The following is a 19,912-nucleotide window of genomic DNA, read 5'->3' on the forward strand; positions in this document are numbered from 1 at the left end:
GTTCGAGGAAGCGCTGGAGATCGCCAAGGAAGACAAGGGTTTCTACAACGACACCGAGATGGCGGCTGAAGACTGGCAGGCGCTGGTGGCCGAATACAAGGGGATCGTCGCCGAGGAACTGGGCCGCGACTTCCCGCAGGATGTGACCGAGCAATTGTGGGGCGCGATCCGTGCGGTCTTCGACAGCTGGGATTCGGACCGCGCCAAGGTCTATCGCCGTCTGAACGACATCCCCGCCGACTGGGGCACCGCGGTCAACGTGCAGGCGATGGTGTTCGGCAACATGGGCGAGACCAGCGCCACCGGCGTCGCCTTCACCCGCGACCCCGCGACCGGCGAGCGCGCCTATTACGGCGAATACCTGATCAACGCTCAAGGCGAGGACGTGGTCGCCGGGATCCGCACCCCGCAATACCTCACCAAGGCCGCGCGCGATGCGGCAGGGGCCAAGCCGCTGTCGATGGAAGAGGCGCTTCCGCAAGCCTACGCCGAACTCGCCCGCGTGTTCGACCTGCTGGAACTTCACTACAAGGACATGCAGGACATTGAATTCACGGTGGAACGCGGCAAGCTGTGGATGCTCCAGACCCGCTCGGGCAAGCGTACGGCGAAGGCCGCGCTCAAGATGGCGGTCGACATGGTGGCCGAGGGCCTGATCGACGAGCGCGAGGCGGTGCGGCGGGTTGATCCGATGGCATTGGACCAGCTGCTCCACCCGACGCTCGATCCCAAGGCCGAGCGGCATGTGCTCACCACCGGGCTTCCAGCGTCCCCGGGAGCGGCGGCGGGCAAGATCGTGCTCGATGCCGACACCGCCGAGCAATGGGCGGGACGGGGCGAGAAGGTGATTCTGGTCCGGGTCGAAACCAGCCCGGAGGACATTCACGGGATGCACGCGGCGCAGGGCATTCTGACTGCGCGCGGCGGGATGACCAGCCACGCGGCGGTGGTGGCGCGAGGCATGGGGCGGCCCTGCGTGTCGGGGGCAGGGGCGGTCTCGATCGACCGTGCCACGCGGACGCTCAGGATCGGCACGACCGAGCTGAAGGAGGGGGATTCCATCACCCTCGACGGGGCGACCGGGCAGGTGATGCTCGGCATCGTGCCGACGGTGGAGCCGGAACTGGCGGGCGATTTCGGCGTGCTGATGGTGTGGGCCGACAAGCTGCGCCGGATGAAGGTGCGCACCAATGCCGAGACGCCCGGCGATTGCCGCATGGCGCGCCAGTTCGGCGCGGAAGGCATCGGGCTATGCCGCACCGAACACATGTTCTTCGAAGCCTCACGCATCAGCCTGGTGCGCCAGATGATCCTCGCCGATGACGAGGCGGGGCGTCGCCGCGCGCTGGAGAAGCTGCTGCCCGAACAGCGCGCCGATTTCACCGGCATCTTCGAGGTGATGGCAGGCCTGCCCTGCACGATCCGCTTGCTCGACCCGCCGCTGCATGAGTTCCTGCCGCATGCGGACGAGGAATTCGCCGAGCTGGCCGATGCGACCGGCCTGGGGGTCGATCACCTCAAGCGCCGCGCGGGCGAGCTTCATGAATTCAACCCGATGCTCGGCCACCGCGGGTGCCGTCTGGGGATCACCTTCCCCGAGATCTACGCCATGCAGGCGCGGGCGATCTTCGAGGCGGTGTGCGCGGTCAAGAACGCCAGCGGCGAGGCTCCGCTCCCCGAGATCATGATCCCGCTGGTGGCGACCAAGCGCGAACTCGCGATCCTCAAGGCACTGGTCGACAAGACCGCCGAGGAGGTCTTCGTCGAGACCGGCACGCGGGTCGATTACCTCGTCGGCACGATGATCGAGCTCCCGCGCGCCGCGCTGATGGCGGGCGAGATCGCCGAGGAAGGCGCGTTCTTCTCCTTCGGCACCAATGACCTCACGCAGACCACGCTGGGTGTCAGCCGGGACGATGCGGCGCGGTTCCTCAGCGTCTATGTCGACAAGGGCATCTTCCCGCGCGATCCCTTCGTCAGCCTCGATATCGAGGGCGTCGGCCAACTCGTCGAACTGGCGGCAGAGCGGGGCCGGGCGACGCGGCCCGACATCAAGCTCGGCATCTGCGGCGAGCATGGCGGCGACCCGGCGAGCATCGCCTTCTGCGAAAGCGTCGGGCTCGATTACGTCAGTGCCTCGCCCTACCGGGTGCCGATCGCGCGGCTCGCGGCAGCGCAGGCGGCGCTGAAGAAGGCCTAGGTTCCGGCGAGGGAGCGCCGCCCGGTGAGGGTTACGATCTCGAAACTCTCGGTCACCTTGCCATCGGCTTCAGCGTGCGCGGAAAAGGCGGCACGGGCGCGGGCAAGGGCGGCTTTGCCGAGCGGCGCGGCAGGCCGGGCGAGCGCATTGCCGAGGCCCTGGTCACGCAGATCGCTCACCAGCCTGTCGAGCGAGGCATAGCGCACCGCAAGGGTGTGGGTGTCGACCACCGGGTCCTTCCACCCGGCGCGCTGGAGCAGGCCGGGCGCGGCGCGGGCGTCGACCATGGGGTGGAGCCGTGCCGCAGGGCGATCGGGCTCGGCCGCCAGCATCGCTGCACGCAGCATCGGCAGGCTCTGGCCGCCTGTGAAGCTCGCGATCCCAAGGCCGCCGGGGGTGAGCGCGCTGCGCAGATGGATCAGCGCGCCGGGCAGGTCGTTGACCGCGTCAAGCTGGCCGAGAACGCCGATGAAGTCGAAGGGCCCGCCGGGAAGCGGTTCTGCGGGATTGGCGGTCAGGTCTGTCACCACCTCGGCACCGACTTGTTCAAGGTGCGCCGCGAGCGTCTCGGGCGCGCCGCCGACCAGCAGGGCGCGCGCCGGGGTGTGGCGCACGAAGGCGAGGCGCTCGATCATGTCCTCGGCCATGTCGTCGAGCAGGAAGCGCGCTGCATCGGGCACTGATCGCAGCCGCGCGGCCGAGCGCAGCGCACGGGCCACGCGGCGGGCTTCCGCAAAGATGGTGGGGACGGTTGGGGCATTCATGCCGCAGCGCCCTGCCGCGCTTGCCTACAGGTTGCAAGCCATGCGACACTGAGCGCCATGGCAGTGGTCGCTCAGCTTGCCCGGCATTTCGCTCCCGTGGTGGATTCCATCTATCCGCCGCGTTGCCCGTCGTGCGGGGCTGCGGTGGCGGCGCAGGCAGGGCTGTGCAGCGATTGCTGGAGCACGCTCGAGGTTCCGGAACTCGCAGAAGTCGCAGGCCATGCCGTGCCGGTCTATGCGGCAACCTATTACAACGAGACTTCGCGAAAGCTGGTCCTCGCCTACAAGCATGGCGGGCGGATCGCGCTGTCAGGCCTGCTGGCGCGGCTGATCGCGGCGCGGTTGCCCGAGCCCGTGGCCGGCCGGGCGCCTCCGCTGCTGGTGCCGGTGCCGCTCCACCGCTGGCGATTGTGGAGCCGGGGGTTCAACCAGGCGGCACTGCTGGCGCGCGCACTCGAACGCAACGACAAGGGCGAGGCGGCGGTGGCGGCGCTGGTGCGGTTCCGGCGCACGCCCAACCTGGGCGGGCTGGGTCGCGAAGCACGCGAACGGATGCTGACCGGTGCGATCCGCCTCGGGCCGGGCGCGGTGGCGCGGATCAGGGGGCGCGACGTGGTGCTGGTCGACGACGTGCTCACCAGCGGAGCGACAAGCCGCGCCTGTCTGGCCGCAATTTCCGCAGCGGCGCCTTCGAGCATCGCGGTGGCCTGCTTTGCGCGGGTGGAAGAGGATCGCAAGCGCCCGCATCCGTAAGCCGCGCGAGCCCGTAAAACACATAACGCCCGGGGTCTTTCGACCCCGGGCGCCACGTGACGAAACGGTGCGGATCCGCTCTTGCGAGCCGAGGCAGCGACCCCCTAACTTCGCTGCCTGGATCCAATCCCAATCGTTCAACCGATCGCGCTGGCACCCCGCTGCCAGATCTGCGGTCCGGTCACCCCCTGAACTTGGCACCGGGCGGTGCCATGTGTTCGGTGGAGAACCCCTTGCGAAGGCTCCGAGGGCTTTCTTCCACCGAGTTGCCCAACGCGGAAGACGAAAGCGTGGCTCACATGATTTTTTGTCACCTGCTGTTGTCTGCTTGCAACAATCCTTGCATGAGCCGCCTTCCGGCTTGCATGGAGTTGCTTTCGTGACCGACTTCGTCCTCACCCCAGAAGAGCGCGAGAAGGGCCTTGTCTTTGCGCCGAAATTCGATGCGGCAGGGTTGCTGACCGCAGTCGTGGTCGACGCTGCGGACGGCGCCGTGCTGGTGGTCGCGCACATGAACGCCGAAGCGCTCGCGAAAACGCTCGCCACCGGCAAGGTGCACTTCTGGTCGCGTTCCCGCGGGGCCCTGTGGATGAAGGGCGAGACTTCGGGGAATTATCTCGCTGTGGAGACGGTGCTGACCGACTGCGATCAGGACGCGTTGCTGATTCGCGCCACGCCGGCCGGCCCCACCTGCCACACCGGCGCGCGCGCGTGCTTCTATCGAGAGGTTGTCGCGGAAGATGGCGGGGTGGTGTTGCGCTGCATCGATACTTGACGCTCACGTAAACGTAAGGTAGAGCGCGGGCATGGCTACCGCTCCCGCTCATCCCGCCGCCGTAGATCCCGCCGCCGAGCCGCGCCGCAACGGCGCGCATCTTGACCGACCGGATGTCCACGAGCGCGAACATTTCACCATCTCCGACCTCACCTCGGAATTCGGCTGCACCGCGCGCGCACTGCGCTTCTACGAGGACGAGGGGCTGATCAACCCGGCGCGCGTCGGCCTGACCCGCGTCTATTCCAAGCGCGACCGCGCACGACTCGCATGGATCATGCGCGCCAAGAACGTGGGCTTCTCGCTCACCGAAATCCGCGAGATGATCGACCTCTACGATCTCGACGACGGCCGCGTCGAACAGCGCCGCGTCACGATCGAGAAATGCCGCACGCACATCGCCAAGCTGAAAGAGCAGCGCGATGACATCGACAGTTCGATCAAGGAACTGACCGACTTCGTGGCCGAAATCGAAAAGCTCGACCTGCGCTGATGCGCTAGGCCCAACCCTGCTTAAACACGTCTGCTCACCAGAGGGATCTTCAGATGCCGACCTATACCGCGCCCACCCGCGACACGCGTTTCATCGTCAACGAAGTGCTCGACCTTGCCAGCTACGGCAATCTGCCCGGCTTCGAGAACGCCACCCCCGACATGATCGAGACGGTCATCAACGAGGCCGGCAAGTTCTGTGCCGAGGTGCTCGCGCCGGTCAACCAGGCGGGTGACGAGCATGGTTGCACCCGTCACGAGGACGGCAGCGTAACCACCCCTCCGGGCTTCAAGGAAGCCTATCAGGCCTATGTGACAAGCGGTTGGGGCACGCTCGCCCAGCCCGAGGAGTTCGGCGGGCAGGGGCTCCCCCACGTGCTCGGCTTCGTGCTCGAGGAATACACCGGCACCGCCAATCAGGCCTTCGCCATGTATCCTGGCCTCACCGCCGGCGCGATCTCGGCGATCACGGCCAAGGGTTCGGACGAGCAGAAGGCGCTCTATCTCCCCAAGATGATCTCGGGCGAATGGTCGGGCACCATGAACCTCACCGAGCCCCACTGCGGCACCGATCTCGGCATGATCCGCACCAAGGCCGTGCCCAATGGCGATGGCACCTATGCGATCACCGGCACCAAGATCTTCATCTCGGCCGGCGAGCATGACCTTACCAGCAACATCATCCACCTGGTGCTGGCCAAGACCCCGGGTGCGCCCGACAGCACCAAGGGCATTTCGCTGTTCATCGTGCCCAAGTTCATCCTCGACGAGAACGGCGAGCCGGCCGCGCGCAACGGCGTCACCTGCGGTTCGATCGAGAAGAAGATGGGCATCCACGGCAACGCCACCTGCCTGCTCAACTACGACGGCGCGACCGGCTACCTCGTGGGCGAGGAGAACAAGGGGCTGGCCGCGATGTTCATCATGATGAACGCCGCGCGTCTCGGCGTCGGCATCCAGGGCTATGCCCAGGCCGAGGTCGCCTATCAGAACGCGGTGACCTATGCGCTCGACCGGCGTCAGGGCCGCGCGCTGACCGGCCCCGCCGATCCGGCGGCCAAGGCCGATCCGATCTTCGTTCACCCCGACGTGCGCCGCATGCTGATGGACGCCAAGGTGTTCACCGAATCGATGCGCGCGCTGTGCCTGTGGGGCGCCCTTCAGGTCGATCTGACCCACAAGGCGCAGACACCCGAGGAGCGCGAGCAGGCCGATCTGCTGATCGGGCTGATGACCCCGGTGATCAAGGGCTACGGCACCGACAAGGGCTATGACATTGCCAACAACATGCAGCAGGTGTTCGGCGGCCACGGCTATGTGCGCGAGTGGGGTATGGAGCAGTTCGTGCGCGATAGCCGCATCGCGATGATCTACGAAGGCGCCAACGGCGTGCAGGCGATGGACCTGTGCGGGCGCAAGCTTGCGTCCAACGGCGGCAAGGCGATCCAGGCCTTCTTTGCGATGATCGACGAGGAAATCGCCGCCGCCAAGCAGGTCGCAGAACTCGCCTCGGTTGCCGAGCGCCTCGAAAAGGCGCTGGGCGAGCAGAAGGCGGCGACCATGTGGTTCATGCAGAACGCGATGGCCAATCCCAACCATCTCGGCGCGGGCGCGCATCACTACATGCACATCATGGGCATCGTGACGCTCGGCTTCTTCTGGCTGAAGATGGCCAAGGTGGCGCTCGCCAAGCTGGCCGAGGGCGCGGATGACAAGGCGTTCTACGAGGCCAAGCTAGTCTCGGCCAATTACTATGCAGAGCGCTTCCTCCCCGATGCAGGCGCGCTGCGCCGCAAGCTGGAGGCGGGCAGCGAATACATGATGAAGCTCCCGGCCGAGGCCTTCGCGACCGCCGCGTAGGCCCGCTGGCCCTCATTTCCGGCACAATCGAGGGGCCGCCATGTTGCCGCAAGGCGGCCCCTGTGCTTTGTGGCCAGCGCAAGAGGAGCATGGGCATGTCGATGCGGCGGTGGTTTCTGGCCTTGGTCGCCGTGGTGATGCTCGGCGCCCCGGCCGTTCCCGCAGGCGCGACCGGACAGGCCGGGCGCTTCGTCTTCACCGGATGGGACGGCCCGCCGCTCCCCGTCTTTTACCAGCTGCCCGAGACGGTCACGGCCGACACGCGGATCGTCTTTGTCATGCACGGCGTCAACCGCGACGCCGACCGCTACCGCGACGAATGGGCGGCGCATGCCAAGCTCTTCGGGTTCATCGTCATCGCCCCGCAATTCGCCGCCACCGATTTCCCTGGATCGCTCGGCTACAACACCGGCTATTTCACCGAGGACAACGGCTCCGCGCGCCCGCGCAGCCGCTGGTCTTTCGCGGCGATCGAGCCGCTGTTCGACGAAGTGCGCCAGCGCTTCGGCACGCAGGTCGAGCGCTATTCGATCTACGGCCATTCCGCCGGCGCGCAATTCGTCCATCGCTACGTCCTGTTCATGCCCGAGGCGCGGATCGAGCGGGCCATCACCGCCAATGCCGGGTGGTACACCATGCCCGCCCTTGACACAGCCTTTCCCTACGGCCTCGGCACAACGCCAATCGGTGACGATGGTCTCGCGGCCGCGCTCGGCAAGCCGCTGACGGTGCTGCTCGGCACGGCGGACACCGACCGCGCCGATCCCGATCTGCGCAAGACTCCCGAGGCCGACGCGCAGGGCCCGCACCGCTACGCCCGCGGCCAGGCTTTCTTCGCGCGCGGCGAACAGGCGGCCGCATCGCTGGGGGTGCCTTTCGCATGGCGGCTCGAGCGGGTGCCGGGAGTCGCGCACAGCAACGCCGGCATGGCCGAAGCCGCCGCCGCGCTGATCGCCGGGCGCTGAGGCCTACTTCGCTGCCTCCTCTGCAAGCGCGTAGAGGTAATCGACATAGGCCATCGTCGCCTGATCGAGCCCGTAGACCTTGGGGTCGGTGCTCGTGATCAGGAACCACTCGTTGGGCGCATGCGCCCCGCCGCCCCGGCCCAAGCCGAATTGCGAGGCGGGCAGGTTCAGCGGCGGGCCGTTGAAGACAACCCCCGGCCAGCTCCCGGCATTGCGCGGGCGAATGGTGTAGGGAATTCCCTGGCTCTCGAAGAGCTTCTTCTGCGCGCGGATCAGCGCCGAATGTTCGGCGGTCTCGTTGGGGCCATAGCCGCCCGAGATGGTCACGCGCACATCGTCGAACCCGCGCTTGGCGAGGTGGGCCTGCAATTTGCTCACCGCCTCGGCCCTGGTCATGTTGGGGACGAGGCGGAACTCGAGCTTCGCTTCGGCGCGGGCCGGGAGCACGGTCTTGCCGCCTTCACCAGTGTAGCCGGAAACGAGGCCCTGGATGTTGACGGTCGGCTGCGAATAGAACCGCTCGAGGCTGGTGCGGTAATCTTCGTCGCCGATCCAGCGTCCGACGCCGAGCAGCGCCTTCTCGCCCGGTTCAGCGCCGGGCTTGATGCTCTCGGCGATCAGCTCGCGCTGGCGCGCGGTCAGGGGCTGGACGTTCTCGAACCAGCCGTCGATCGCGGGCGTGTGGCCGTCATCGGCGACGAGGGTATCGAGCGCCTTGACCAGTCGCCACGCCGGGCTCTCGATCCGGGCGTAGTTCGAGGAGTGGATATCGGTCTTGGGATATTTGTCCGAAGTCTCGCCGCCCACTACCAGCTGGAACTCGACCGCGCCCTTGGCCCCCAGCGTGATCCCCGCGCTGCCGTCGCGGTTCTGGTTGGCCGAGGGGATGAACACCCCGATCGCCTTCGCCAGCGCCGCCTGCACCTCGGGCACGGCGACGACCTGATCGAAGTGGGTCGAGGCGACCTCCTCCTCGCCCTCGGCGACCAGCACGAGGTTGACGGGGAGCCTTTGCCCGCTCGCCCGGATCGCCTTGATCGCGGCAAGGAAGGCCATTTCCGGCCCCTTCTGGTTGACGACGCCCCGCCCGACGATCGCGGTGCCCTCGCCCGGGCGGTCGACCAGCGTCGCCTCGAGCGGCGCGGTGCTCCATTCGGCCGGGTCGAACTGCTTGACGTCATACATGAAGTAGATGCCGACCGTGGTCTTGGCGCCTGCATCGAGCGTCGCGAAGACCGCAGGCACGCCGTCGGTGGGAATGATCTTGGCCTGCTGGAACCCGGCATCGAGCGCCAGCTTGCGCATATATTCCGCGCCCTCGGGCGTGCCGCGCTTTTCGGCGGCGATGGTGGGGAGCGCGACCCAGTCCTGCAGGGCCTTGACCGTGGCGTCATGCTGCGCGGCAATTGTGGCCGCGATCTTCTCGCGGTCCGGCGTTTCGGCTGCAAGCGGCGCCCCCGCCAGTGCGATAACCGCGCCCAACGTCCATCCCGCCAAAGCTCGATTCATGTGCCTGTCTCCCCTGCCTGAGAGGCAAGGGGTATCAGGCGCGCGGGCGAGCGCAACGGCTTTGTCGGTGGCGTCAGGTCGATCAGCCGGGTGTCCGGTCAGTCCTGGGCGATCGGATAGGAGCCGACGAGCTGCACATAGTGCACCCGCTGGTCACGCGCGACCAGCATCTCGAACTGCGAGAAACGTCCGGGCAGCAGAGCGCAGGCATCGGGATCGACCTGCGGCCCGATTGGCCCCACATGGACCGGCAGAACCTCGGTCACGCGGTAACGGTTGACCCTGTCGATGTCGGGCTTCCACGCTTTGAGCACCGCGAGATATTCGCGCGCCTCGCTGACCGAGTCGATCCGGTCGAAGGTGCCGAACCCGCCGAGCTGGTCATCCTTCTGGCCCTTGCTCATCGCCATATTGAAGACCGTGCCGACCGGCAGAATCGCGATCGGGGGCTGGAACCAGTCGGGCCAGGGCGGGGTCTGGGTGACCAGCTGGGTGTAGGCGGTCTGGCGGTTCTTGAGGTTCTCGCTGTCGCGCTGCTGCGGGTCTGGGTTCTGACTGGTGTCGTAGCGCCAGCCAAAGGCCTCGTTCCATGCCTTGCCCGGCACGCTGTCGAGACTGCCGGCATTGCATGGCTCCGCCGCCATGGCCTGTCCGCAAAGTCCCAGCATAGCGCTCAGAACAACGACGGTAAGCTGCCCGAATGCCCGCATGATTTCCCCCTGCTTCACCCCGGCGCGAAAAATCGCACAGATACAGGCAAATGGGAAGGGGCAAGCGAGCGGAGGCGGTGCCGGGCGCGGCGGCGCTGGGCTATTCGAGCATGCCCATCATGCGCTGCGAGCCCGATTTGATCTTGAGGCTCTTGGAGCTTGCCGCAGCAGGGCGTTCCCACTGGCTGGCCGAGCGCGCCGAGACAACGCGCGGGCGGCCGGGTGCATGGCTGGCGGTAGGGGCTGGGGTCGGGCGCTGCGGCGCCGGTGCTGCCTGGGGCGCGGCGCGCGGCGGCGGTGCCGGTTCGGGTTCGGGTTCGGCTTCGTGAACGAAAGCTTCGGGTTCCGGCTCGGGTTCCGGTGCAGGGGCAGGCGGCAGCGGCAGAGGTGCGACGGCTTCCGGCTCCGGAGCGGGAGCTTCAGCAACCGTTGCCACAACCGGTTCAGGCGCAGGTGCAGGCAAAGGTGGCGGGGTGGCGACCGGTGCGACGGGGGTCGGCGCAGCGGGGGCCTCGGCAGAGGCCTGCCCGAGCCCCACCAGAATCTTTTCGGCCACCTCCTCAATCGAGCCCACCACCAGCAGCGGCTGCCCGCCAACGATGCCGACGCTCGTCTGCCCGTTCTCGGCGGTGCGCAGCCACGCCACGTTCGAGGCCACGACGAGGTAATTGCCCCCGCGCGATTCGAGCTTGATGAACTTCATGGGCAGCGCTTCCCGAGCAGAGACCTGATTGCACCGGCAATCGCCCCAGAGGGTTACGCGCTCAGGGTTAAGAAATGGGTTATCGTGACTGCGGTGCGACGACGTCGATCAGGCTTATCAGCGCGCCCCAAGACTGGCTGTCGGCGAGCAGGTGACAGGCAGAATTGAACGGGCCTGCGGGAGTGTCAGCGCGGTCTCGCCGTCGGCGTAGTTGATGCGTTCGAATCGCATCACTCCACCGGCAGGAAATCGGGAACCGACAGGTACCGCTCCCCGGTATCGTAATTGAACCCGAGCACCCGCGTGCCGGGCGGCAGATCGGCGAGCTTGCTGGCGATCGCCGCCAGCGTCGCGCCGCTCGAGATGCCGACCAGCATCCCTTCCTCGCGCGCGGCGCGGCGGGCCATGTCCTTGGCCTCGTCGGCATCGACGGGAATTGCCCCGTCGATCGCGTTCGTGTGGAGGTTGCCCGGAATGAAGCCAGCGCCGATGCCCTGGATCGGGTGCGGGCCGGGCTGGCCGCCATTGATCACGGGCGAGAGCGCAGGCTCGACGCCATACGCCTTCATGGCAGGCCAGTGCTTCTTCAGCTCCTCGGCGCAGCCCGTCAGGTGCCCGCCCGTGCCGACGCCGGTGATCATCACGTCGACCGGCGTCGCGGCGAAGTCGGCGAGGATTTCCTGCGCGGTGGTGCGGGCGTGGACCGCGACGTTCGCCGGATTGTCGAACTGGCTCGGCATCCATGCGCCCGGGGTTTGGGAGACCAGCTCCATCGCCCGCTCGATCGCGCCCTTCATGCCCTTCTCGCGCGGGGTGAGATCAAAGCTCGCGCCGTAGGCGAGCATCAGGCGGCGGCGCTCGACCGACATCGATTCGGGCATGACCAGCACCAGGCGGTAACCCTTGACTGCGGCGACCATCGCAAGGCCGATCCCGGTGTTGCCCGAGGTCGGCTCGACAATCGTGCCGCCCGGCTTCAAGGCGCCGCGCGCCTCTGCGTCCTCGACCATCGCGAGCGCAATGCGATCCTTGATCGACCCGCCGGGGTTGGCCCGCTCGGACTTCACCCACACCTCGTGATCTGGGAACAGCCGCGCCATGCGGATATGCGGGGTGGCGCCGATGGTGGCGAGAATGCTGTCAGCCTTCATGTCGATACCTCTCGTTTGAGCTCTTGCGGCTCGAAGCTGCGGGCGCGGCGCAACTCGGGAAAGTACCACGCCCATACCAATGTCACGAGTATCGCACCCGCGCCGCCGAATACAACCGCGCCGACCGCGCCGAAGAACGCTGCGGCGAGCCCCGACTGCATCTCGCCGAGTTCGTTCGAGGCGGAGATGGCAAGGCCCGAGATCGAGGACACCCGCCCGCGCTTGTCATCGGGGGTGAAGAGCTGCACCAGCGAGCTGCGGATGAACACCGAGACCATGTCGACCGCGCCCATCATCGCGAGGATCGCCAGCGACAGGATGAAATGGCGTGAGAACGCGAACACGATCGTCAGCGCCCCGAAAGCGGCGACCGCCCACAGCATCTTCACCCCGACCTCGCGCTGGAGCGGGCGGAACGACAGCCCCAGCGCAACGCTCGCCGCGCCCAGAGCCGGGGCGGCGCGCATCAGGCCGAGCCCCTCGGGGCCGACGAACAGAATGTCGCGCGCGAAGACTGGCAGCAGCGCGGTGGCGCCCGCCAGCAGCACCGCGAACAGATCGAGCGTGATGCACCCCAGCAGGAACCGCTCGCGCCAGACATAGACCATGCCTTCGGTGATCTGCTTCAACGGTTTCAGTCGCGGCCCGTCCTGCTTGGCGCGCACCGGGCGCACGGTGAGGATCAGCAGCATCGAGCAGCCGAGCAGCGCGGCCGACAGGGCATGGGGCAGCCACTCGGCACCGGCAAAGATCAACCCGCCCACCGCCGGACCGGCAACGCTCGCGGTCTGCCAGGCGATCGAGGAGAGCGCGATCGCGCGCGGCAGCAGGGCAGGGGGAACGATGTTGGGCGCGATGGCGCTCATCGAGGGGCCGAGGAACACCCGCGCCGCACCGTGCGCGGCGGCGAGGGTGAAGAGAATCGGCAGGCTCAAGGCATCGGCCCAGGTCGTCAGCGCCAGCACGACTGCCACGAGGCCGTCGATCCCGTTGGCGAAGGCCGCGACATGGCGGCGGTCAAAGCGGTCCGCGGCGAGCCCCGCGACCGGCGTCAGCAGGAACAGCGGCACGAATTGCGCCAGCCCCAGCAACCCCAATTGGAACGAGGCTTCGGCGACGCTCATCCCGTAGTCGTCGCGCGCTGTCGCGTAGAGCTGGTAGCCGAGCAGCACCACCATCGACATGGTCGCAAACACGCCCATGAAGCGCGCCAGCCAATAGCGCCGGTAATCGCCGATCTGGAGCGGGGAGGCAGGGCCAGAGGTGGGGGCGGTCACAGCGTCGGTCACGGCTGCGCCATGGCAGGGCAAGCGCGCGCTGCCAAGCAGGCGAAACTTGTGCGCCCCTGACTTTAAGTTGCGTCAGCGCGAGCGGCGCAGGCGCGGGTTGGGCTGGAGCTGGTCGATGATCGCGACGAAATCGTCGAGCCGGATGATCCGCTCGAACTGGAAGCCGGCGCGGTTGTCGCGGGTCCAGATCACATAGGCCTCGATCCGCCCGACGACAGGCAGGCGGATGATGATGCGGTCGCCGCGGTGGAGCTGCCCACCATTGTCGACCATGAAGCCGTGGGCGGAGAGATTGCAGACATGCAGGTGCAGGTCGCCGTGCACGAAATGCTCGACGATCGCCGGAAAGTCGACCGGGTGACGCGCCGCACGGCGCAAGTCGGTTACGCTGAGATTAGCTCCACCTGCCACGTAGCGCGATCCTTCCCTCCGTCTGGGTCACAGGACGATTGAAATGCCGCAGAAAGCCTGACAATTGGTAAAGGTAACGCGAAGCCCTGGCGGATGACGCCTAGCGGGTCACCAGCGCATGGCGCTTCTTGCCGAGGCTGAGGCGCAGCGCCTGCCCCTCGTCCGGCACAACAAGCTGGGCGGGATCGCTGACCGTCTCACCCTCGAGCTTGACCGCGCCTTCTGCGAGCTTGCGCTTGGCCTCGCCGCCCGAGGCAGTGAGGCCGAGTTCGGTGAGAAGTGCGGCAAGGCGCATGCCCTCCGGGCCCGTCGCGATGCTCGGCAGGTCCTCGCCAGCGCCGCTGCCGGCAAAGGTCTCGCGCGCGGTGGCTTCGGCGCGGGTCGCGGCATTCTCGCCGCGCACGAGCTTTGTGACCTCGTTGGCGAGGATCGCCTTGGCAGCGTTTATTTCGGCACCTTCAAGCGCTTCGAGGCGGTTGATCTCGTCCAGTGGCAAGTCGGTGAACAAGCGCAAGAACTTGCCCACGTCGGCATCGTCGACATTGCGCCAGTATTGCCAGAAGTCATAGGCCGGAAGCTGGTCTTCGTTGAGCCACACCGCGCCCGCCGCGGTCTTGCCCATCTTCGCACCGCTCGCTGTGGTGAGCAGCGGCGTGGTGAGGCCGAACAGCTCGGCCCCGTCCATCCGCCGGCCAAGCTCGATCCCGTTGACGATATTGCCCCACTGATCGGAGCCGCCCATTTGCAGGCGCACGCCAAGTTCCTTTGACAAGTGCCTGAAATCATACCCTTGCAGGATCATGTAGTTGAATTCAAGGAAGGTCATTGGCTGCTCGCGCTCGAGCCTGAGCTTGACCGAATCGAAGGTCAGCATGCGGTTCACGGTGAAGTGCGTGCCGACTTCCTGCAGCAGCTGGATATAGCCGAGCTGACCGAGCCAATCATGGTTATTGACCATCACCGCATCGGTCGGACCATCGCCGAATTTCAGCAGCTTGTCGAAGACCGTGAAGATCGATCGGACGTTCACCTCGATCGTGTCGTCGGTGAGCATCTTGCGGCTCTCGTCACGCCCTGTGGGGTCACCGATGCGGGTGGTGCCGCCACCCATCAGCACGATCGGCTTGTGCCCTGTCTGCTGAAGGCGCCGGAGCATCATGATCTGAACGAGGCTGCCGATGTGCAAGCTCGGCGCAGTCGCGTCGAACCCGATATATCCAGGCACCACCTGCTTGCACGCGAGGGCATCAAGTCCCGCCGCGTCGGTCATCTGGTGGACGTATCCCCGCTCGTCGAGCAGGCGCAGGAGGCTGGATTCGTAGGTGCTCATGGCGGGCGGCCCTAACAGGCAGGGCGCGCGACGGGAAGTGGCTTGCCGGAGACAGGCGGCACAGGCACACAGGCGCGATGCAACCGCTGATGCTCCATGTCGCCTGCGATCTCGGCCCGGTCCGCGCCGTTACCGCCTCGGTCACCGCCACCGCCCAGGGTTGCGAGGCGGAGTTCCGGCTCGACGGGGACGTGCAACGGATCGTCATCCCCCCCGCGACGACCCCTGCACGACATGACAACCTGTGGCAGACGACCTGTTTCGAGATCTTCTGGCAGCCGCTTGGCGGGAAGGCCTATCGCGAGTTCAACCTCTCGCCCTCGGGCCAGTGGGCGGCTTACGACTTCGATTCCTTCCGCGAAGGGATGCGCGATGCGCCGGTCGCGGCCGTCGCCATTGCCTGCTCGCATGACCAGGCGGGGCTGGTGCTGCGCGCCAGCATCGCCGCCGATCTACCTGCGCCGGCGCAGGTCGCGCTCAATGCGGTGGTCGAACATGCCGACGGCGCCAAGCAATACTGGGCGCTCGCCTTTCCGCCCGGCAAGCCCGAATTCCACTCCGAGGCCAACCGCGCGCTGATCGTCGAGCGGCAAAGTGATTTCGAGTGAAATGGACGATTTCACGGCTCGGAAATCACGGCAAAGCAAAAACTAGCGCGCGGGCGCTCCGGTGAGGAAGGGCCGGTTCAGCTGCACGATCTTGGCGTTGAGCACGAAGGCGAAGCTCACCCAGATGAAATAGGGCAGGTTGAGCCAGCCCGCGAAACGGTTGCCCACAAGGCGCGGCAGCACCACCATCAGCCCCACCACCGAAAGCCACAGGAAGACATTCTCGGCCAGGGCCCAGTCGGGGCGCTTGAGCTTGAAGAATAGCGGCGACCACAGGAAATGCAGCACGAAATTAGTGGTGAACAGTGCCCACACCCCCATCCGCGCCTCGGGCGAGGGGGCCTGGGTGAGGCCGATATAGAAGCTCCACCCGGCAAGGCCGAGGATGATCGTCCAGGCCGGGCCGAACAGCCAGTCGGGCGGCTGCCACGGCGGCTTGCGCAAGTCGCGATACCACTGGCCGATCTCGGTCAGCGCACCGCCCGCGCCGCCAAGGATGATCGCCCAACCGGCGGCGATGGCAACGGGGGTCCAGTCAATGTCCATGACGCTCTAACTGGCACAGGGCGGGCAATGTTCCCAGCACTTCCGCCAAAGGACATCCCAAGCATTGCCTTTGCGCCGCTGCTGTTCCATCGCTTGGCGCATGAAGAACGGCATCGACCGGCTGCTCGCCGACCCCGAACTCCTCGGCCTACTCAAGGGCCGCCGCGTGGCACTGGTGGCGCATCCGGCAAGCGTGACGTCAGACCTCACCCATAGCCTTGACGCGCTGATTGCGGCCGGGGTGAACGTGAACAGCGCCTTCGGACCGCAGCACGGGCTCAAAGGCGACAAGCAGGACAACATGGTCGAGACCGCGGACGAGATGGATCCGCGCTACGGCATTCCGATCTTCTCGCTCTATGGCGAGGTGCGTCGACCGACAGGGCAGATGATGTCGAGCGCGGACGTGTTCCTGTTCGACCTGCAGGATCTGGGCTGCCGGATCTACACCTTCGTCACCACGCTTCTGTATCTGCTCGAGGAAGCAGCCAAGGGAGGCAAGGAGGTGTGGGTGCTCGACCGGCCCAATCCCGCCGGCCGCCCGGTCGAGGGCACGCTGCTGGTGCCTGGACAGGAAAGCTTCGTCGGCGCCGCCCCGATGCCGATGCGCCACGGCCTCACTATGGGGGAGATGGGCCACTGGTTCATCGAACATTTCGGTCTCGACGTCGCCTACAAGGTGGTGGCGATGGAGGGCTGGCGTCCGGATGACGCTGACGGCTTCGGGTGGCCGGCGTCACGCCTGTGGATCAATCCCTCGCCCAATGCCGCCAACCTCAACATGGCGCGCTGCTATGCCGGGACGGTGATGCTGGAGGGCACAAGCCTGTCCGAGGGGCGCGGCACCACGCGCCCGCTCGAAGTGCTGTTCGGCGCGCCGGACATTGACGCGGGCGGGGTGCTCAAGGTGATGAACAAGCTCGCGCCGGACTGGCTGGCGGGCTGTGCGATCCGCGAATGCTGGTTCGAGCCCACTTTCCACAAACACTCAGGAACGCTCTGCAACGCATTGATGATTCATGCGGAGGGCGGGTTCTACACTCACGACAGCTTCAAGCCCTGGCGCATGCAGGCGCTCGCCTTCAAGGCGATCCGCCTGCTCTATCCCGATTACCCGCTGTGGCGCGATTTCCCTTATGAATACGAGCTTTCCCGCCTCGCCATCGACGTGATCAACGGCGGGCCTTCCCTGCGCGAATGGGTCGATGACCCCGCCGCCCGCCCGGCCGATCTTGACGCCATGACGTCACACGACGAGGCCGCCTGGGTTGCCGAAGTGCGCGGCCACCTGCTGTACTGACGTCACGCAAGGCAGGGACGGATCGACCTATGGACACCAGCGCATTCAACTTCGCCGCCCTGCTGGCACCGTTCGACGAACAGTGCTTTCGGGACGAATATTACGGCCGCAAGGTTCTGCATGTCCCGCGCGCCAGCCTATCTGGACGGGGTTTCGACAAGGCCGGACTGATGAGCCCTGCCCGCCTCTCCGAACTCCTTGCCGAACCGGCGCGTTGGGCCGAGAGCGCGATCAAGCTCGTCATCAACGGGCGAGGGGTCGATCCGGCGCATTACACGGTGTCGCGCGAATTCGCGAAAGGAGCGGGCACGCGCCCCGACCCGGCGCTGGTCGAGACCCTGATGGCCGTCGGCGCGAGCCTCGTCATCGACGGGCTCGAGGATCAGAGCCACGCTCTCAGGCACATGTGCCGCGTGCTCGGCGAGCAATTCGGGGCCAAGGCCACCGTCAATCTCTACGCCTCGCGGCGCGGGGTGCAGGCCTTCTCGAGCCATTGCGATCCGCACGAGGTCTTCGCCGTGCATTGCGAGGGCGAGAAGGTGTGGCGCATCTACGAGAACGCCGAGGACGCTCCTGTCGAGGCGACGCTGGTGCGCGACGCCGACCATATCGCACGCGCCAAGGGACAGGTGGCGATGGAGATCACCATGCGCCCCGGCGACCTGCTATACATCCCGCGCGGCCGCTATCACGACGCGCTGGCGTCAAGCGAGACTTCGCTGCACCTGACCTTCGGGGTGCAGCCGCTCTACGGCGTCGCGGTACTTGACCTGCTGCGCGAGATAGCGCTCGAGGACCGCACGATGCGCGAATACCTTCCCCCTGCGCGCGAGGGCGAGGCGCTCCGTCGGCAGCTCGGCGCGATTGCCGCGAGGCTGGGCGCAATGGTCGACACGCCGGGAATGCTTGAGGACATCGCGGTGCGCCAGCGCACGCTCGCCTCGCCGGTGCCCGCACCGCAATCCGCCGCGTCGTCCGAGGTGTTCGTGCGCACGCAGCTGCCCTGCGGGGTCGAGCAGCCGCTGACCGGATCGGTGCTGACCATCGGCACGCAGCGCTTGCCGGCGGGCCTCGTCAGCGACGCTGCGCGCTGGGCCTTTGCGCAGGCGAGCTTCACGTGGCCGCAATTCGCCGCGCGCTTCTGCCATCACCCGCCTGCCGAACTTGAGGCCTTCCTTGCCACGGCCATCGCGCAAGGCGCCTTCGAGAGCAGGCCGATGGCATGAGCAGCGAGGTCGCAGCAGCGCGGGCGCAGGGCACTTCCGGGGTCAGGCTGACCTTGTGGGTCCTGCTCACCGTCTATGTCTTCAATTTCATCGACCGCCAGATCGTCAACATCCTCGCCGAGCCAATCGCGCGCGATCTCGACCTCTCCGACACCCAGATCGGGCTGATGACGGGGCTGGCCTTTGCGTTGTTCTACACCGTACTCGGCATTCCCATCGCCCGTTTTGCCGATCGCGAGACGACGAGCCGTCCGAGGCTGATCGCGACCGCGCTCGCCCTGTGGTCGGCGATGACCGCGCTGTGCGGCGTGGCGCAGAATTTCTGGCAGCTGCTGCTCGCGCGCGTGGGCGTGGGCGTGGGCGAGGCCGGGTGCACGCCGCCTGCGCATTCACTCATCAGCGACATGGTTCCGCCCGAAAGGCGCGCCTCGGCGCTGGCCTTCTACTCGCTCGGCATTCCAGTCGGATCGCTTCTTGGCATGGTGATCGGCGGGCTGCTCGCCGATTATCTCGGGTGGCGCGAGGCCTTCGTGGTGGTGGGACTTCCCGGCGTCGTGCTGGCGCTGGTGGTGTGGTTCGTCCTCAAGGACCCGCGCCGCTCTGACGCCGCTGCGGTGCTGCGGGCGAAGAGCCAGGCGCCTGCGCTGCCATTGGGTCAGGCGGTCGCCGAAGTCATGCGCTCGCGCGCCTTCGTGCTGCTGGTGATCGCGGGCTCGGCGGCGTCATTCCTGTCTTACGGCAAGACCACCTGGACCACGATCTTCTTCCAGCGCACCCATGAGCTTTCGGCGGGGCAGGTGGGGCTGTGGTTCGGGATCATCGGCGGGGTGGGGGGCATTCTGGGCACGTGGCTCGGTGGCTACCTTGCCGACCGCTTCGGCGCGACCAACCGCCTCCATGTGCTGAGTGCGCCCGCGATCGGCATGGCGCTCGCGGTGCCGATCGCGATCGCTGCCTATCAGGCGCCGAGCTGGCCGCTGGCCCTTGCGCTGATCTTCGTGCCGCAGGTGTTCAATTCGCTCTATTACGGCCCCTGCTACTCCGCCGCGCAGGGCCTCGTGCCGATGCGCGCGCGAGCGATTGCGGCGGCGAGCCTGCTGTTCTTCCAGAACCTCATCGGGCTGGGGCTGGGGCCCTTGTTCTTCGGGATGCTGTCCGACTGGCTCCAGCCGACCTACGGCGCCGACTCGGTGCGCTATGTGCTCTATGGGGCGGCGGTGCTGGGACTGGTGCCAGCGTTCTTCTTCTGGCGGTGCAGCCTGCATCTTGACCGCGAGCTGGACCAGAAGGGCTAATCCGGCGCGCGGACCGGCTGCACCA

General features: G+C 66.9%; 19 protein-coding genes. 10 read left to right on the forward strand and 9 right to left on the reverse strand.

Features of this window, described 5'->3' with window-relative positions; all coding sequences use genetic code 11:
• The coding region (gene ppdK, locus NBV68_RS07775) for a pyruvate, phosphate dikinase (RefSeq protein ID WP_296308570.1) at nt 1–2,200 on the forward strand (2,200 nt) is incomplete at its 5' end.
• Here ppdK and NBV68_RS07780 read toward each other — a convergent pair.
• The gene (locus NBV68_RS07780) at nt 2,197–2,964 is read right to left on the reverse strand and encodes a methyltransferase (protein ID WP_296308571.1); all 768 of its coding nucleotides are present in this window, start codon (nt 2,962–2,964) and stop codon (nt 2,197–2,199) included. The two genes, ppdK and NBV68_RS07780, sit on opposite strands and share 4 nt — an antisense overlap.
• Before the next feature lie 57 nt (nt 2,965–3,021).
• Here NBV68_RS07780 and NBV68_RS07785 point away from each other — a divergent pair, with 57 nt between their 5' ends.
• The 5 genes from NBV68_RS07785 (at nt 3,022) to NBV68_RS07805 (ending at nt 7,809) form a co-directional block, all read left to right on the forward strand.
• Nucleotides 3,022–3,717 carry a ComF family protein gene (locus NBV68_RS07785; protein WP_296308573.1) on the forward strand — a complete coding sequence of 232 codons (696 nt, stop codon included), beginning with the start codon at nt 3,022–3,024 and terminating at the stop codon, nt 3,715–3,717.
• Nucleotides 3,718–4,096: 379 nt separating this feature from the next.
• Complete coding sequence (gene hisI, locus NBV68_RS07790; protein ID WP_296308574.1) at nt 4,097–4,492, forward strand: phosphoribosyl-AMP cyclohydrolase; 396 nt, start codon at nt 4,097–4,099, stop codon at nt 4,490–4,492.
• Nucleotides 4,493–4,523: 31 nt separating this feature from the next.
• Entirely contained in the window at nt 4,524–4,985 is a 462-nt protein-coding gene (locus NBV68_RS07795) for a MerR family DNA-binding transcriptional regulator (protein ID WP_296308576.1), read from the forward strand.
• A 53-nt stretch (nt 4,986–5,038) separates the two neighbouring features.
• A complete protein-coding gene (locus NBV68_RS07800; RefSeq protein ID WP_296308577.1) occupies nt 5,039–6,844 on the forward strand; it encodes an acyl-CoA dehydrogenase C-terminal domain-containing protein in 1,806 nt (601 codons plus the stop codon).
• A 95-nt stretch (nt 6,845–6,939) separates the two neighbouring features.
• On the forward strand, nt 6,940–7,809 hold the full coding sequence (locus tag NBV68_RS07805) for a hypothetical protein (RefSeq protein ID WP_296308578.1): 870 nt from the start codon (nt 6,940–6,942) through the stop codon (nt 7,807–7,809).
• A gap of 3 nt (nt 7,810–7,812) precedes the next feature.
• Here the strand turns inward: NBV68_RS07805 and NBV68_RS07810 are convergent, their stop codons facing one another.
• The 7 genes from NBV68_RS07810 to tyrS form a co-directional block, all read right to left on the reverse strand.
• The gene (locus NBV68_RS07810; protein WP_296308579.1) at nt 7,813–9,318 is read right to left on the reverse strand and encodes a M20/M25/M40 family metallo-hydrolase; all 1,506 of its coding nucleotides are present in this window, start codon (nt 9,316–9,318) and stop codon (nt 7,813–7,815) included.
• Between the two features lie 98 nt (nt 9,319–9,416).
• A complete protein-coding gene (locus NBV68_RS07815) occupies nt 9,417–10,028 on the reverse strand; it encodes a hypothetical protein (RefSeq protein ID WP_296308580.1) in 612 nt (203 codons plus the stop codon).
• Between the two features lie 100 nt (nt 10,029–10,128).
• Complete coding sequence (locus tag NBV68_RS07820) at nt 10,129–10,731, reverse strand: hypothetical protein (protein WP_296308581.1); 603 nt, start codon at nt 10,729–10,731, stop codon at nt 10,129–10,131.
• Nucleotides 10,732–10,961: 230 nt separating this feature from the next.
• Nucleotides 10,962–11,882, reverse strand: coding sequence for a cysteine synthase A (gene cysK / locus NBV68_RS07825; protein ID WP_296308582.1), 921 nt, complete (start codon nt 11,880–11,882; stop codon nt 10,962–10,964).
• Entirely contained in the window at nt 11,879–13,171 is a 1,293-nt protein-coding gene (locus NBV68_RS07830; RefSeq protein WP_296308584.1) for an MFS transporter, read from the reverse strand. Before NBV68_RS07830 ends, cysK begins: the two co-directional genes overlap by 4 nt.
• 72 nt (nt 13,172–13,243) lie before the next feature.
• A complete protein-coding gene (locus NBV68_RS07835) occupies nt 13,244–13,582 on the reverse strand; it encodes a PilZ domain-containing protein (RefSeq protein WP_296308586.1) in 339 nt (112 codons plus the stop codon).
• 100 nt (nt 13,583–13,682) lie between these two features.
• Nucleotides 13,683–14,912 carry a tyrosine--tRNA ligase gene (gene tyrS, locus NBV68_RS07840; protein WP_296308587.1) on the reverse strand — a complete coding sequence of 410 codons (1,230 nt, stop codon included), beginning with the start codon at nt 14,910–14,912 and terminating at the stop codon, nt 13,683–13,685.
• Nucleotides 14,913–14,989: 77 nt separating this feature from the next.
• Between tyrS and NBV68_RS07845 the strand changes: the two genes are divergently transcribed.
• Nucleotides 14,990–15,520, forward strand: a complete 531-nt coding sequence (locus tag NBV68_RS07845) for a hypothetical protein (protein ID WP_296308588.1) — start codon at nt 14,990–14,992, stop codon at nt 15,518–15,520.
• 42 nt (nt 15,521–15,562) lie between these two features.
• Here the strand turns inward: NBV68_RS07845 and NBV68_RS07850 are convergent, their stop codons facing one another.
• Entirely contained in the window at nt 15,563–16,066 is a 504-nt protein-coding gene (locus NBV68_RS07850; RefSeq protein WP_296308590.1) for a TspO/MBR family protein, read from the reverse strand.
• Nucleotides 16,067–16,166: 100 nt separating this feature from the next.
• Between NBV68_RS07850 and NBV68_RS07855 the strand changes: the two genes are divergently transcribed.
• The 3 genes from NBV68_RS07855 to NBV68_RS07865 are packed head-to-tail and all read left to right on the forward strand — an operon-like array spanning nt 16,167 to nt 19,887.
• Nucleotides 16,167–17,366 carry a DUF1343 domain-containing protein gene (locus tag NBV68_RS07855; protein ID WP_296308592.1) on the forward strand — a complete coding sequence of 400 codons (1,200 nt, stop codon included), beginning with the start codon at nt 16,167–16,169 and terminating at the stop codon, nt 17,364–17,366.
• Between the two features lie 29 nt (nt 17,367–17,395).
• Nucleotides 17,396–18,592, forward strand: coding sequence for a cupin domain-containing protein (locus NBV68_RS07860; protein ID WP_296308594.1), 1,197 nt, complete (start codon nt 17,396–17,398; stop codon nt 18,590–18,592).
• Entirely contained in the window at nt 18,589–19,887 is a 1,299-nt protein-coding gene (locus NBV68_RS07865) for an MFS transporter (protein ID WP_296308595.1), read from the forward strand. Before NBV68_RS07860 ends, NBV68_RS07865 begins: the two co-directional genes overlap by 4 nt.
• Nucleotides 19,888–19,912 lie beyond the last annotated feature (25 nt).

It is taken from the genome of Erythrobacter sp. (assembly GCF_023653175.1).
Classification (GTDB): Bacteria; Pseudomonadota; Alphaproteobacteria; order Sphingomonadales; family Sphingomonadaceae; genus Erythrobacter.